This window comes from Pseudomonas sp. EB271-G4-1 (genome assembly GCF_058791355.1).
Map to the genome: position 1 here is coordinate 54,386 of NZ_JBYTEO010000001.1, position 12,646 is coordinate 67,031.

Below are 12,646 nucleotides of genomic sequence, written 5' to 3' on the forward strand. Positions count from 1 at the left end.
AGCCTCGGCTGGGGTTTTCTATTTCGCGGTTGCATCTATAGCGAGCTACTGTATAAACCGCCCCATATAAACCGCGCCATACAAGCAAGAGGATCCCGGACGTGGAAGAAATCATCGAACAACTGCGTGAAGCCAACGAACCGGTACCGGTCCCCTTGGAGTTGCCCGACGAAGATCTGCTGGTCGAAATCGAAGAACAACTGTTCATCGACATTCCGTTCGTCTTCAGGGAGTTCCTGCTGACCGTCAGCGACGTGGTCTATGGCAGCCTGGAGCCCGTCACCGTCACGGACCCGCAATCCCACACTTACCTGCCGGACGTTGCCGCCAACGCCTGGGATGCAGGCGTCGATCGCAGCCTGATCCCGATCTGCCAGGACGGCGACGACTACTACTGCGTCGAAGAAGACGGCACCGTAGTGCTTTGGCAGGCCGAAGAAGAGCTGATCGCCGAAGAAACCTGGGAATCGGTATGGCACTGGGCGCGGGACGTCTGGCTGGAAAGCTGAGCCGTTCGACGCCCCTCACATGATCAATGCCCCGGCGAATCCTTGTGGTTTTCCAGGGTATCGAGCAAGGCCACCTGCATCCGTGTGTGCACTCGGATGAACCAGCGCCAGAGCAACGCCGCTACGGCGGCCGCGACCACGGCGATCAGGACCAGTAACTTGTTGGTCGGCAGAATACTGGCCGACAAGGCTGCCAGCAGCAGGAAAATCACCAGCAGCGAGAGGATCGGGATCACTTCGGAGATCACCCGGCGCACTCGCTGCGTGTGACGACCCGCCATCTCCGGTTTGACACCCATTTCCGCCAGCAACATCGACAATGCCTTGAGCTTGCGATACGCGGCAATCAGGAAAGGCAGCGACAGCAGCAGCGCCCCACCCCAGATCAGCGCTTTCTGCCAGCTCGAGTCGCTGATCCAGTCTTGCAGATAGGTAGACATGCCTTCGGCAAAGTAAGCACCGGCGAAGAAGATCGCAATCACCAATGCCAGATTGACCCCCACCTGCAGCAAAATCCGCCGAATCATCGAAGCCAGCAACGCACCCTCGCCCTGCGGTTGAATACTGCGCAGCCATTCGCCATACATCCCCAACACCCGAGCCAGCCGTTGCGGCATCACCGCGGCCAGCTTGATCGACAGCGGGTCGGCCGCGCGGATCAGATAGGGCGTCATTAGCGTGGTGAGCACCGAGACCGCCACGGCCACCGGGTAAAGGAAGTTACTGGTGACCTGCAGGGTCATGCCCAGCGATGCAATGATGAAAGAGAATTCGCCAATCTGCGACAGCCCCATCCCGACGCGAAGCGAAGTTCGTCCGTCATTGCCGGCGATGAAGGCGCCAAGGCCGCAGGACAGCATCTTGCCGAGCACCACCGCCACGGTGATCACCGCAATTGGCCAGGCGTATTGCAGCAAAATCATCGGGTCGAGCATCAACCCGATCGCCACGAAGAAGATCGCGCTGAACAAATCGCGAACCGGTTCGATCAAGCGCTCAATTTTCAGCAACTGACGAGACTCAGCCATGATCGCGCCAATCAGGAACGCACCGAGCACCATGCTGTACTCAAGCTTGACCACCAGCAGGCAGAAGCCAAAACACAGGCCCAGCACGGTGATCAGCAGCATTTCGTTGCTCTCGAACCTGGCCACGTACGCCAGCAAGCGCGGCACCAGCAAAATGCCAATGACCAGCGCGACGATCATGAACAGCGAAAGCTTGCCGACAGTGGAGAACACTTCGCCCGAACTGACCGTGCCGCTGACCGCGATACTGGACAGCAAGGCGATGATGCCGATACCGAGGATGTCTTCGACGATCAGTACGCCGAAAATCAACTGCGCAAAGCGCTGGTTTTTCATCTTCAGGTCATTGAGTGCCTTGACGATGATGGTGGTCGAGGAAATGGCCAGGATCGCCCCGAGAAATAGCGAGTCCATTGTGTTCCAATCGAACCAGCGGCCGATTTCGTAGCCGATCCAGATCATCAGAACGATTTCCAGGAACGCCGCGATAAACGCCGTGGCACCGACCTTGAACAGCTTGCGCAGGCTGAACTCCAGGCCCAGGCAGAACATCAGGAAAATCACCCCCAGCTCCGCCAGGGTCTTGATGGTTTCTTCATCGTGGATCAGGCCGAACGGTGGAGTGTGCGGGCCAATAATGAAGCCGGCCACAATGTAGCCCAGCACCACCGGTTGCTTGAACCGATGGAACAGTACGGTCACCACGCCCGCAACCAACATGATCACTGCCAGATCCTGAATAAAACTGATGGCATGCATCGCGTGGGCTCCTTGGGTGCATTGGCTTAATCATCGGACGCGGCTAAGCGTCCGATTCGAGCAGCGTAAAATTCTGCTTTGCGTGTAGGACTTTTCCCTTGGTCCGGGCTTTTGCAGGGTAACACCGCGACTTCCGGCGAAAAGGCGGTGCAATATATGGAAACAGATCGATCAGGCGTGACGGCGGCCGCCCGCGCGGCGTCCCGATATCTGTTGGTTTGAAAAAACCGCTGAAGCGCCCGCAGAGGTGCGTCCCTCAAACCTTGCCTTGACCCGTGAGAACGCTATGGAACCCGGAAACGCCCAGCTGTCGATGACAGTATTGATGACCCCCGACATGGCCAATTTCTCTGGCAATGTTCATGGTGGCACCCTGCTCAAATACCTCGACGAAGTGGCCTACGCCTGCGCCAGCCGCTATGCCGGCCGCTATGTGGTGACCTTGTCGGTAGACCAGGTGATTTTCCGCGAGCCGATCCATGTCGGTGAACTGGTGACCTTCCTGGCGTCGGTCAATTACACCGGCAACACCTCCATGGAGGTGGGCATCAAGGTGGTGACCGAGAATATCCGTGAGCGCTCGGTACGCCATACCAACAGCTGCTTCTTCACCATGGTCGCCGTGGATGACCAGCGCAAGCCCGCCCCGGTGCCGCCACTGCAACCTCAAAACAGTGAAGACAAGCGCCGTTATATGCAGGCCCAGCAACGTCGTCAGATTCGTCAGGAGCTGGAAAAGCGTTATCAGGAAATCAAGGGCGACGCTTGAAGCAAAAGATCGCAGCCTCTGTAGAAGCTACCGCAGGCTGCGATTTTTTTCGCCGTAACCGGATTACAAACTGATCGGCGTGGCCTCGAACCGCACGCGCGGATGGGTGATCCGGTCCTGAGCCCGAACCAGTTCCATTTCGTAACTGGCGCAGGCTTGCGTCTCCAGCAACACTTCATGCACCGCCGACGCGGCGAATTCGAAAGCCGCCACCAGGCTGTCGCCCAGCAGGACGCGGGCCAGGAACAACCCGGACGTCAGGTCGCCAACACCCACCGGCTGACGCGGAAACGCCAGCAGCGGACGCTGCAGGTGCCAGCTGCCTTCGGCCGTCACCAACAACATCTCAAAGACATCGGTTTTTTTGCCGGGATAATCCAGGTGCTTGACCAACACCGCCTTCGGCCCGCGTGCCAGCAGCGCCCGCGCCATCGCCAGGCAATCGAACAGCGACTGCGGCTTGCGCCCCGAGAAGCTGTCGAGCTCCAGTTGATTGGGGCACATGAAATCGGCCACGCTGGCGGCCTCCTCCAGCAGGAAATCGCTGACTTCCGCCGGTACGCTGCAGCCCTTCTCCGGATGGCCCATCACCGGGTCACACAGGTACAACGCCTTGGGATTGATCGATTTGATCTTCGCCACACCCGTCAGGATCGCCCTGCCCTGGGCTGCACTGCCGAGGTAACCGGACAGCACCGCATCGCAATTGCCCAGCTCGCCAATGGCCGCGATACCGTCGACCAGATCGGGAATCTGGTGCGGTGCCAATACGTCACCCGACCACTGGCCGTATTGGGTGTGATTGGAAAACTGCACGGTGTTAAGCGGCCAGACATTCACCCCGACCCGCTGCATCGGGAAAACCGCGGCACTGTTGCCTGCGTGACCGAACACCACGTGGGACTGGATAGCAAGCAGATGGGGTGTACGTTTCATGCGGTGAGTTATCCGTAAAACGATTGAAATTCGTGCCGCGCAGTATGCGACTAAACGCAGCCTGTACGACAGACCAACGACACAGTTAAGCTGACACTATCTTGTTGGAGCGCCCTGTAGATGCTGACCCTTGGAAATATTCTAGTGCTGATGCTTTTCGCTACCGCGGCTGCCTGGCTATGGCACAACCACGGCTTGCGCGAACACGCACTCGAGCGGGTCAAGCAGCATTGCGCCAAGCTTGGGATCGAGTTGCTGGATGGCAACGTAGCATTGAAAAAAATCGCGTTCATCAAGGATGCCAATGGTCGGCGACGATTGGCCCGTGTGTATAACTTCGAATTCACTGTAACCGGCGAAACCCGCCACAACGGTACCATCACCCAATTCGGCCCACACAGCGCACAGATCGAACTGGCGCCTTATCCTGTGCCATTCGACGACACCGCCACGGTGGTCGACGTGGTCAAGCCGCGTGCCGAGGTGATCGAGTTGAGCCAGTGGCGGCAGGAACATACCAAGTGGCGGCCTTGAACTAACGCAACTGGCGATCCCTGTAGAAGCTGCCGCAGGTTCGGGCCGCGTTCGGACAATCTTTTGTTCCTCACCCCAACCGACAGCCATCCAGTCCTCGTTGCAGCACCTCAACATCCTGCATCTGACTGAAAATAAGCTCAATCCGCGAGTCCTGGCGCCATTCGCTGGACCGCCATTCCAGCGCCGCATTATCCAGCGCATTCGCCGACATCCACCCCTCGACGCTGTGGATAACCAGCTTGGCCCGCCGCCAATCAAGGCCTGCGAGCCACCGAGCGATCCTGTTAGTGTCAAAGGTCTGGCTCGGATGCCAGCGCCAACCAATGCTCCAGCTGTCCTCCTGCGCCTGGCTCAAGCAAATCGGTAGCGCCGGATCGGTCCAGATCGCCGGCAACTGTGCCAACCCCTTGGGCGCCACGAAGTTATCCACACCCGCCACAGCCTGCGCGGCCAGGCCAGGCAATTGGCTCAATGGCAAGGCTGCATGGTGCGCCCAATACAATGGGCGTTCCGGCAACTGCGCGACAAGGCGTTGCCGAGCGATTTCATCAAGGTGTTCCGCCTTGTTCAGCAGCAACAGGCCGGCACTCTCCAACGCCTCCTGTTGCGCCGGCGGGAGCGGCTTGCCAGCAGCCAGCGCCTTGGCGTCCAGTACCAGAACGCAGGGCTGGACACTCAGGACACCTTGCCACGGCGCTTCACGCAACTGCCGGAGCAACTGCGCCGGATGCCCCAACCCGGACGGCTCGATGAACAGTCGATCCGGTCGCGCCTTGCGTAATAAACGGCCGAGACCGACCTGAAACGGCGCACCGTTGACGCAACACAAACAGCCCCCGGCCACTTCACCCAGTGCGATACCATCGGCATCACGGGTCAACAACGCGGCATCGATACCGATCTGTCCGAATTCGTTGATCAGCACCGCCCAGCGCTCGCCAGCGGGACGTTGCGCCAGCAGGTGGCTGATCAGGCTGGTCTTGCCGGCCCCCAGTGGCCCGGCGATGACATGGGTGGGAATGTTCTGCAACATGATCGAAGGTGTCTTGGGAGGTAAGAATGCGGTGGATAGGCGTGTCGTTGCTGCTGGCGCTCAATAGTGGCGAGGCGCTGGCCCAGGCTTGCGTGGTCCACAGCCAGGCGGAACGGCTTGACGTGAAAGTCTGCCAGCAAAACCGCAACATTCCGCAAAAACTGTTCGCCGATGGATTCTGCCAGCCAACCCTTGCAGGGCAGAAAGTCGAAGTGCAGTACGTCGACCAATGCCCTGGTGGGGCGTTCGGCCTGTGCAGCAACGCCCAAGTCGCCAATATGCCTTACCGGCAGGATATTCACTATTACGGCGTTGCCACGGATGCGGCGTATTTGAAGCCGTTTTGCGAAGCCCAGAGCCAGGGAACCTGGCTCGAGCCTTGAGGATCAAGCGGCCTCTTCATACCAAGGGCCAAACGGATCAGGCAACGAGCACCAGCTCTCTGCGCCTGGCGCCATCTCTTCATCGCTCAACAGACAATCGTCCAGCTCGGCGGCAAGTTGCGCGAAATCGACGTTCTGGCCGATGAACACCAGTTCCTGCCGGCAATCGCCGCTATCAGCGTCCCAGTTCTGCAGGATGGCGGCGGTGCTTTCCTGATCCTGCGGCCACTGATCCTTCGGCACGAAACGCCACCAGCGCCCGGCAAAACCATAACGCATCATTCCGCCGGCCTGGGACCAACTGCCAGCATCCGTGTGTTTGCTCGCCAACCAGAAGTAGCCCTTGGAGCGCAACAGCTTGCCATTGAGCCACGGGCCATCGATGAAATTGAAGAAGCGTTGCGGATGAAAGGGGCGACGCGCGCGATAGGCGTAGGACGCGATGCCATATTCATCGGTTTCCGGCACGTGTTCACCGCGCATTTCCTGCAACCAGCCCGGTGCCTGCGCCGCTTTCTCGAAGTTGAAACGACCGGTATCGAGGATCTTCTCCAGCGGCACTTCGCCCATGACCATCGGGATGATTAGCGCCTGCGCATTGAGGCGTTCAAGAATCGCCGTCAGTTCCTCGCGTTCTCGGCTGCTGATCAAGTCGATCTTGCTGATCAGGATGACGTCGGCGAATTCGATCTGCTCGATCAACAGATCAGTGATCGCGCGTTCATCTCCCTCGCCCAGCGTTTCGCCACGTGACGCCAGGCTTTCGGCAGCCTGGAAATCGAGCAGGAAATTCATGCCATCGACCACGGTAACCATCGTGTCGAGCCGGGCGATGTCGGTGAGGCTCTGGCCGTTTTCATCGCGGAAGGTAAAGGTCTCCGCTACTGGCAGCGGCTCTGAAATGCCAGTTGATTCGATCAACAAGTAATCAAAACGACCCTCCCCGGCGAGCGAGCTAACCTCCTTCAGCAAGTCTTCCCGCAACGTGCAGCAGATGCAGCCGTTGCTCATCTCCACAAGTTTCTCTTGCGCACGATTGAGACTGACATCGCGCTGGACTTCACTGCCGTCGATATTGATTTCACTCATGTCATTGACGATGACAGCAACGCGCAGACCATTTCTATTACGTAGTATGTAATTAAGAAGTGTACTTTTTCCGGCTCCAAGAAAGCCCGAGAGGACTGTCACGGGAAGGCGATTTGGCATCAGAAGCTCCTCACAGGGTACCCGGTGAAATTATCGGGCTTGTCTTAATGTTATCATATAACATTACACAACAAACTCCACTATGGACCTGCTCATGAATGCGCTGACTCTGCCGGATATCGCCGCGCAGGCTTTACGCCAAGCCCACCCATTGGAATGGGTGGGCATGTGTGGCATTGCTCTTCCTGTTTTACTCGACGGCAAAAAATTGCCTGCGACGGCCGACGCGGGTGTGAGCCTCGATAACGGCGAGGCGCGTGGGATTCATATGTCGCGGCTGTATCTGGGGTTGGAAACGCTTGAGCAAGAAACGCTCTCGCCCGGTCTGCTACGACGGGTTTTGCATAGTTTCCTGATCAGTCACGAAGGGCTATCAAACAACGCCTACCTGACTATTCACACCGATTTGCTGCTGAAAAGACCGGCATTGGTCAGTCCTCTGTCTGGCTGGAAAAGCTATCCCGTCAGCATCGAAGCACGTTTGAAAAACCAGATGTTCCACGTGGAACTAAAAATGGCACTGCCTTATTCCTCAACCTGTCCTTGTTCAGCCGCGCTGTCCCGACAACTGATCCAACAGCAATTCGTCGATGATTTTGCCAACCGGACTTTGCATCACGACGAAGTACTCGCTTGGCTCGGTTCCCCTGAAGGCATTGTTGCGACGCCCCATAGTCAACGCAGTACGGCGCAACTGAGTCTGCGATTGCACGAGAGCCTGGATGAATTGCCGCTGGTCGCAATCATCAACGACGCCGAGGCAGCCCTCGGCACCGCCGTACAAACCGCTGTCAAACGGGCTGATGAACAGGCGTTCGCCTTGGCTAATGGTCAGAACCTGATGTTTTGCGAAGACGCTGCTCGACGCTTGAACCTGGCCCTGAAACGCTCACCCGGCGTCAGTGGGTTCCAGATACGCGTCATCCATGCTGAAAGCCTGCATGCCCACGATGCCGTTGCCGAGAGTCGGTGGAACTGGGAGGCCGCATAATCCATTTACAGGCATTGCGCCAGGCTCTGTACCGAAGTTATGGCGCGCATCAACAATCAATCTGCTGCGCGCCTACAGGGCTTTCTAGAAAGAGTTTTGAGTGGGCACGACAATCGTCTACATGACAGCGGCCGGGTTTTGGATCTAAGGTTAAGCCGCTGACGCATGTGATCGAAGCATTCGAGAACAAAAACTATGATCCAGATCACTCTGCCCGATGGTTCATTGCGTGAATACGATCAACCGCTGTCCGTACATGAGATTGCCGCGAGTATTGGCCCCGGGCTGGCCAACGCTGCAGTAGCGGGTCGGGTGGACGGCCTGTTGGTCGACTGTGAGTTCGTGATCCGGGCCAATGCCAGGGTCAGCATCGTTACGCCCCAGGAACCCGACGGCCTGGAGATCCTCCGGCGCTCCTGTTCGCTGATGCTGGCGATGGCAGTCAAGCAATTGCATTCCCATGCTCAATTGCGAACCGGCTCGGCGTTGGGTGACGGGTTCTATTGTGAGTTCGCTGTCGAACGTCCAATGAGGACCGCTGACCTGCCGCTGATCGAAGCGCGTATGCAATCATTGGCGGCGGCCAACCACTCGATCCGTCGCAATCGCAACCACTCGCCCTCTTGCGCCGATCTGTCGCTGTATCGCCTGGGGGATACCGACTATGTGACGAGCGGCCCTCATGTGCCCACCACCAGGGTCTTACAAGCTTTCGCCCTCGATCACATCAACGGAACCTTGCAGCAAAGGATCTATGGTACCTGCTGGTCCAACCACCACGAGCTGCAGCATTGGCGCCTGCCAGCCCATGTGGTGGTGGTCAGCATGGATGACCGGCAGGCAAGTTACGCACACGCAGTTACCGAACACTTGCGCCGCAGTGGTGTGCGTGCCCTGGCGGACCTGCGTAACGAAAAAGTTCGCCACAAGATTCGACATCACAGTCAGACGGTGCCGTACCTGGTGGTGGTTGGTGAACAGGAAAGAGCTGGCGGGTATGTCAGCGTGCGCAATCGCAATGGAGAGGATTTTGGCAGGATGAAGGTTGAGGCGGTGTGCGAGTGGTTAGGTCAGCCGGGGATTGGAGGTGGCTGAACGGACGTCTTCGCGGGCAAGCCTCGCTCCTACAAAAAAGCAAGGCTCGCCCCGATGAGGTTTAGGCTCTTGGTTTTACGGTGCCGCAGTCCTGTCCCAACCAGACCGCGCGGGTATCGAGGCTACCCTTCTGCTGGATGCCGGTGGCGTTGAACGTACCGTTGACCTTGGTGGTGAACTCACGATCACTGAGGAAGGTGGCTACACCCGCGCCCTGTGCTTTCGGGCAGCTGAAACGGAACTTCCACTGATTACCGGTGCGCTCGGTGATTTCCTGATTGCAGCCCGATTGTGGGTCGGTCAGCGGAATGTTGTCGCTCTTGACCTGCTCTGGCGTCAAGCACGCCCGAATCCCTTTGCCACCCATGGTGATGCCCTGTTTTTCCAGCTGCGCGCGCTGTTCAGGAGTCATCTGGCTTTGTATTTGACCCAGGATCAGTTGCAGATCCGGCAGGTTCTGGTCATCAACTTTCATGTTGCTCGAAGTCAATTCCCACAAACCTGGCTGAAGCATCTGCGCCTGAGCAGCCACAGGAAGTGCCAAACCAAATGCCATGGCCAAACCCAGCAGACGAACGTTCATCGAGTAACTCCTGATCAGTAGTGGCCGTTAGACGTCGCCAGCGGGCTTCGGTTCATGGGCCAATTAAATAGCGACATTCTGCACGGAACATGGTCTGTTAAGCATTGAATCTTCAGGAGCAAGGTTGCCCCCATGGATTATTTTGGACCCCATGTCTTTGGTTATGTCATCGCGCTGCTGCACTCATTGGGCCTGATTGCAGCAATCCATGCCGTGTTGACCGTCCGCACCGCGCAAGGCTCGATTGCCTGGGCCTTGTCATTGTTGTTCATGCCTTACCTGACTCTCATCCCCTACCTGGTATTCGGGCGCAGCTCCTTCGACGGCTACATCAAGGCTCGGCGCCAAGCCAACGAGGAGATGCGCAAGGCGGTCTCCGAGCTGAACTGGCGGCCATGGGTGGAGGAAGCCCTCACCGCTCGCGCATCCAGCGCCTACGCGTCGCTGAGGGCCATGCCGAAACTGGGACGCATGCCGTGCCTGGCAAACAACGAAGTGTGCTTGCTAGTGAATGGACAGGCGACCTTCGAAGCGATTTTCCACGCCATCGACCAGGCCAGGGAAGCCGTACTGGTCCAGTTCTTCATCATCCACGATGACCGGCTGGGCCGTCGCCTGCATGACTTGCTCCTGCACAAAGCCAGCGAAGGCGTGGCGATTTACCTGCTCTACGACCGAATTGGCAGCCACTCCCTGCCCCACGGTTACGTCCAGTCACTGCGCGATGGCGGCGTCAAGGTCAAAGCCTTCGCCACCCGCAGCGGCTGGCTCAACCGTTTCCAGGTCAACTTTCGCAACCACCGCAAGATCGTGGTCGTCGACGGCATGCTCGGCTTCGTCGGTGGCCACAACGTTGGCGATGAATACATGGGCGAGAAACCACCGCTGGCACCGTGGCGCGATACCCATGTGCAAGTACGGGGACCGGTGGTGGCCTGCATGCAAGAGTCCTTCGCCGAAGACTGGTTCTGGGCGGCTCGAGAATTACCGCCGCTGATCCTGCCGCAGGTTTACCCGGACGACGGAGTGCTGTGCCAGGTACTCGCCAGTGGCCCGGCGGACGCCTACGAAACCTGTTCACTGTTCTTCGTCGAAGCGATTCACGCATCGACCGAACGGGTATGGATCACCAGCCCTTATTTCATCCCCGATGAAGCGGTACTCGCAGCGTTGCGCCTGGCGGTCTTGCGCGGGGTGGATGTGCGAATCCTGCTGCCGTCGCGGCCCGACCACCGAATCGTCTACGCCGCTTCCAGCCTCTATGCCTTTGAAGCCGTGCGCGCTGGTGTGCGGGTGTTCCGCTACCAACCCGGGTTCCTGCATCAGAAAGTGGTGTTGATCGACAGTGAAATCAGCGCCATTGGCAGTGCCAACATGGACAACCGATCGTTTCGATTGAATTTCGAAGTGATGCTACTGACGGTCGACAAAGCGTTTGCTGCCCAAGTGGAGCAAATGCTAAACGACGACTTCGACCAGGCTCACGAAATCGCCAAGGAAGAAGGCCGGGAGACCCGTCGCTTGCAGCAAATCGGCATGCGGGTCGCCCGGCTTATTTCGCCCATTCTCTAGGGATCAGGGATTGTAGATATCGTCTCGCGTCCAGGGCAGCTCATGGCTGCCATCGGCGTGGGCCTTCACCGCGAGAATCTGGTGCAGGTTGATCCAGCCGCGGGCGAACGCGTAGGCACAACCGGCCAGGTACAGGCGCCAGATGCGCAGGGCTTGATCCGGCACCAGTTTCGAGGCGGCCTCCAGATTGTCTTCCAGACGTTCGCTCCAGTGATCCAGGGTCCGTGCGTAATGCAGGCGCAGGCTCTCGACATCGACGATCTCCAGGCCTGCCTCACTGATCTCGGCAGAGATCATCGACAGGTGCGGCAGTTCTCCATTGGGGAACACGTATTTCTCAATGAACTCACCCGCACCGCGTCCCACAGGACGCCCATCGGTGTGCTTGGCGGTGATCCCGTGGTTCATCACCAACCCGCCCTCTTTCACTGCGCCGAACAAGGTTTTGCAATACTCGGCCAGGTTCGCGTGCCCGACATGTTCGAACATACCGACACTGACCACCTTGTCGAAGCGTCCGTCTTGAGGCAGGTCGCGGTAGTCGAGTAACTGCAACTCGATCAGGTCCTCCAACCCTTCCTCTTTTACCCGCTCCCGGGCCAGGGCCAGTTGTTCCTTGCTGAGGGTAATACCGAACACCTTCGCACCAAACTCACGAGCAGCGTACCGGGCCAGCCCACCCCAGCCGCAGCCGACATCCAGCAGATATTCGCCAGGTTGCAGGCGCAACTTGCGGCACAGATGACGGAATTTTGCCTGTTGGGCCTGTTCAAGGGATTCACTGCCTGTCTCGAAGTAAGCGCAGGAATACGCCATGTCGCTGTCGAGCCACAGTTGGTAAAAGGCGTTCGAGAGGTCGTAATGGTAGGAGATTGCCTTGGCGTCAGTCTCCTTGTCATGCATGGTGCGGACCGGCTGATTGCCGTCGTCCTCATCCAGCAACGCCTGACTCCATTCATCGCACACGCGGATCACATCGCTGATGGAACCTTCGAGTTCCAGTTTGCCCTCGACAAACGCAGCCCCGAGCGCGTCCAGGCTAGGGTGGGTGAACTGGGTGACCATTTGTGGGTCCTTGACCACAATTGTGACACTGGGCGTCGGCCCCAGATTGAATTCATGACCGTCCCAGAGTCGCAGGCGTAGCGGTAACTGCAGATTCTGTAAGGCCGGTGGAAGTTGCGCGAGCATGGAAAATCCCCCTTGTTTCAGACGTCTGCTGAGAGGTTAGACCATCCTGGA

13 protein-coding genes are annotated in these 12,646 nt (G+C 58.3%); 7 read left to right on the top strand and 6 right to left on the bottom strand.

Going from position 1 to position 12,646, the window contains the following annotated elements; genetic code table 11:
• Window positions 1-101: 101 nt before the first annotated feature.
• Window positions 102-509 (top strand): SMI1/KNR4 family protein, encoded by a 408-nt coding sequence (locus AC3WWR_RS00260; protein ID WP_003187120.1) that lies wholly within the window; start codon window positions 102-104, stop codon window positions 507-509.
• A 23-nt stretch (window positions 510-532) separates the two neighbouring features.
• On the opposite strand, the gene AC3WWR_RS00265 is transcribed toward AC3WWR_RS00260, so the two are convergent.
• Window positions 533-2,296: a cation:proton antiporter gene (locus AC3WWR_RS00265; protein WP_083349922.1), complete on the bottom strand. Its 1,764-nt coding sequence runs from the start codon at window positions 2,294-2,296 to the stop codon at window positions 533-535.
• A 286-nt stretch (window positions 2,297-2,582) separates the two neighbouring features.
• On the opposite strand from AC3WWR_RS00265, the gene AC3WWR_RS00270 reads away from it, so the two are divergent.
• A complete protein-coding gene (locus AC3WWR_RS00270) occupies window positions 2,583-3,065 on the top strand; it encodes an acyl-CoA thioesterase (RefSeq protein WP_041073853.1) in 483 nt (160 codons plus the stop codon).
• Window positions 3,066-3,128: 63 nt separating this feature from the next.
• Here the strand turns inward: AC3WWR_RS00270 and pdxY are convergent, their stop codons facing one another.
• Window positions 3,129-4,001, bottom strand: a complete 873-nt coding sequence (gene pdxY, locus AC3WWR_RS00275; protein ID WP_020797951.1) for a pyridoxal kinase PdxY — start codon at window positions 3,999-4,001, stop codon at window positions 3,129-3,131.
• 120 nt (window positions 4,002-4,121) lie between these two features.
• Here pdxY and AC3WWR_RS00280 point away from each other — a divergent pair, with 120 nt between their 5' ends.
• Window positions 4,122-4,535, top strand: a complete 414-nt coding sequence (locus AC3WWR_RS00280; protein WP_020797952.1) for a DUF3301 domain-containing protein — start codon at window positions 4,122-4,124, stop codon at window positions 4,533-4,535.
• Window positions 4,536-4,605: 70 nt separating this feature from the next.
• Here the strand turns inward: AC3WWR_RS00280 and AC3WWR_RS00285 are convergent, their stop codons facing one another.
• Window positions 4,606-5,571, bottom strand: coding sequence for a CobW family GTP-binding protein (locus tag AC3WWR_RS00285; protein ID WP_033041040.1), 966 nt, complete (start codon window positions 5,569-5,571; stop codon window positions 4,606-4,608).
• A gap of 26 nt (window positions 5,572-5,597) precedes the next feature.
• Here AC3WWR_RS00285 and AC3WWR_RS00290 point away from each other — a divergent pair, with 26 nt between their 5' ends.
• The gene (locus AC3WWR_RS00290) at window positions 5,598-5,954 is read left to right on the top strand and encodes a hypothetical protein (RefSeq protein WP_042955427.1); all 357 of its coding nucleotides are present in this window, start codon (window positions 5,598-5,600) and stop codon (window positions 5,952-5,954) included.
• A gap of 3 nt (window positions 5,955-5,957) precedes the next feature.
• Here AC3WWR_RS00290 and zigA read toward each other — a convergent pair whose 3' ends face one another.
• On the bottom strand, window positions 5,958-7,163 hold the full coding sequence (zigA, locus tag AC3WWR_RS00295; protein WP_033041042.1) for a zinc metallochaperone GTPase ZigA: 1,206 nt from the start codon (window positions 7,161-7,163) through the stop codon (window positions 5,958-5,960).
• A gap of 94 nt (window positions 7,164-7,257) precedes the next feature.
• On the opposite strand from zigA, the gene folE2 reads away from it, so the two are divergent.
• Both folE2 and AC3WWR_RS00305 read left to right on the top strand, forming a co-directional pair.
• Window positions 7,258-8,154 carry a GTP cyclohydrolase FolE2 gene (gene folE2 / locus AC3WWR_RS00300; RefSeq protein ID WP_083349927.1) on the top strand — a complete coding sequence of 299 codons (897 nt, stop codon included), beginning with the start codon at window positions 7,258-7,260 and terminating at the stop codon, window positions 8,152-8,154.
• 195 nt (window positions 8,155-8,349) lie between these two features.
• Window positions 8,350-9,249 carry a His/Gly/Thr/Pro-type tRNA ligase C-terminal domain-containing protein gene (locus AC3WWR_RS00305; protein ID WP_020797957.1) on the top strand — a complete coding sequence of 300 codons (900 nt, stop codon included), beginning with the start codon at window positions 8,350-8,352 and terminating at the stop codon, window positions 9,247-9,249.
• 61 nt (window positions 9,250-9,310) lie between these two features.
• On the opposite strand, the gene AC3WWR_RS00310 is transcribed toward AC3WWR_RS00305, so the two are convergent.
• On the bottom strand, window positions 9,311-9,832 hold the full coding sequence (locus AC3WWR_RS00310; protein ID WP_151143757.1) for a DUF3617 domain-containing protein: 522 nt from the start codon (window positions 9,830-9,832) through the stop codon (window positions 9,311-9,313).
• 132 nt (window positions 9,833-9,964) lie between these two features.
• Here AC3WWR_RS00310 and cls point away from each other — a divergent pair, with 132 nt between their 5' ends.
• A complete protein-coding gene (gene cls / locus AC3WWR_RS00315; protein WP_432668769.1) occupies window positions 9,965-11,404 on the top strand; it encodes a cardiolipin synthase in 1,440 nt (479 codons plus the stop codon).
• Between the two features lie 3 nt (window positions 11,405-11,407).
• On the opposite strand, the gene cfaB is transcribed toward cls, so the two are convergent.
• Window positions 11,408-12,595: a C17 cyclopropane fatty acid synthase CfaB gene (cfaB, locus tag AC3WWR_RS00320; RefSeq protein ID WP_020797960.1), complete on the bottom strand. Its 1,188-nt coding sequence runs from the start codon at window positions 12,593-12,595 to the stop codon at window positions 11,408-11,410.
• Between the last annotated feature and the right edge of the window lie 51 nt (window positions 12,596-12,646).

Excerpts from the sequence above, each read along its gene's own strand:
- cls (WP_432668769.1), top strand. The coding sequence starts at position 9,965 with ATGGATTATTTTGGACCCCATGTCTTTGGTTATGTCATCGCGCTGCTG.
- pdxY (WP_020797951.1), bottom strand. The coding sequence starts at position 4,001 with ATGAAACGTACACCCCATCTGCTTGCTATCCAGTCCCACGTGGTGTTC.
- zigA (WP_033041042.1), bottom strand. The coding sequence starts at position 7,163 with ATGCCAAATCGCCTTCCCGTGACAGTCCTCTCGGGCTTTCTTGGAGCC.
- cfaB (WP_020797960.1), bottom strand. The coding sequence starts at position 12,595 with ATGCTCGCGCAACTTCCACCGGCCTTACAGAATCTGCAGTTACCGCTA.
- AC3WWR_RS00305 (WP_020797957.1), top strand. The coding sequence starts at position 8,350 with ATGATCCAGATCACTCTGCCCGATGGTTCATTGCGTGAATACGATCAA.
- AC3WWR_RS00280 (WP_020797952.1), top strand. The coding sequence starts at position 4,122 with ATGCTGACCCTTGGAAATATTCTAGTGCTGATGCTTTTCGCTACCGCG.
- AC3WWR_RS00310 (WP_151143757.1), bottom strand. The coding sequence starts at position 9,832 with ATGAACGTTCGTCTGCTGGGTTTGGCCATGGCATTTGGTTTGGCACTT.
- AC3WWR_RS00285 (WP_033041040.1), bottom strand. The coding sequence starts at position 5,571 with ATGTTGCAGAACATTCCCACCCATGTCATCGCCGGGCCACTGGGGGCC.
- folE2 (WP_083349927.1), top strand. The coding sequence starts at position 7,258 with ATGAATGCGCTGACTCTGCCGGATATCGCCGCGCAGGCTTTACGCCAA.
- AC3WWR_RS00270 (WP_041073853.1), top strand. The coding sequence starts at position 2,583 with ATGGAACCCGGAAACGCCCAGCTGTCGATGACAGTATTGATGACCCCC.
- AC3WWR_RS00265 (WP_083349922.1), bottom strand. The coding sequence starts at position 2,296 with ATGCATGCCATCAGTTTTATTCAGGATCTGGCAGTGATCATGTTGGTT.
- AC3WWR_RS00290 (WP_042955427.1), top strand. The coding sequence starts at position 5,598 with ATGCGGTGGATAGGCGTGTCGTTGCTGCTGGCGCTCAATAGTGGCGAG.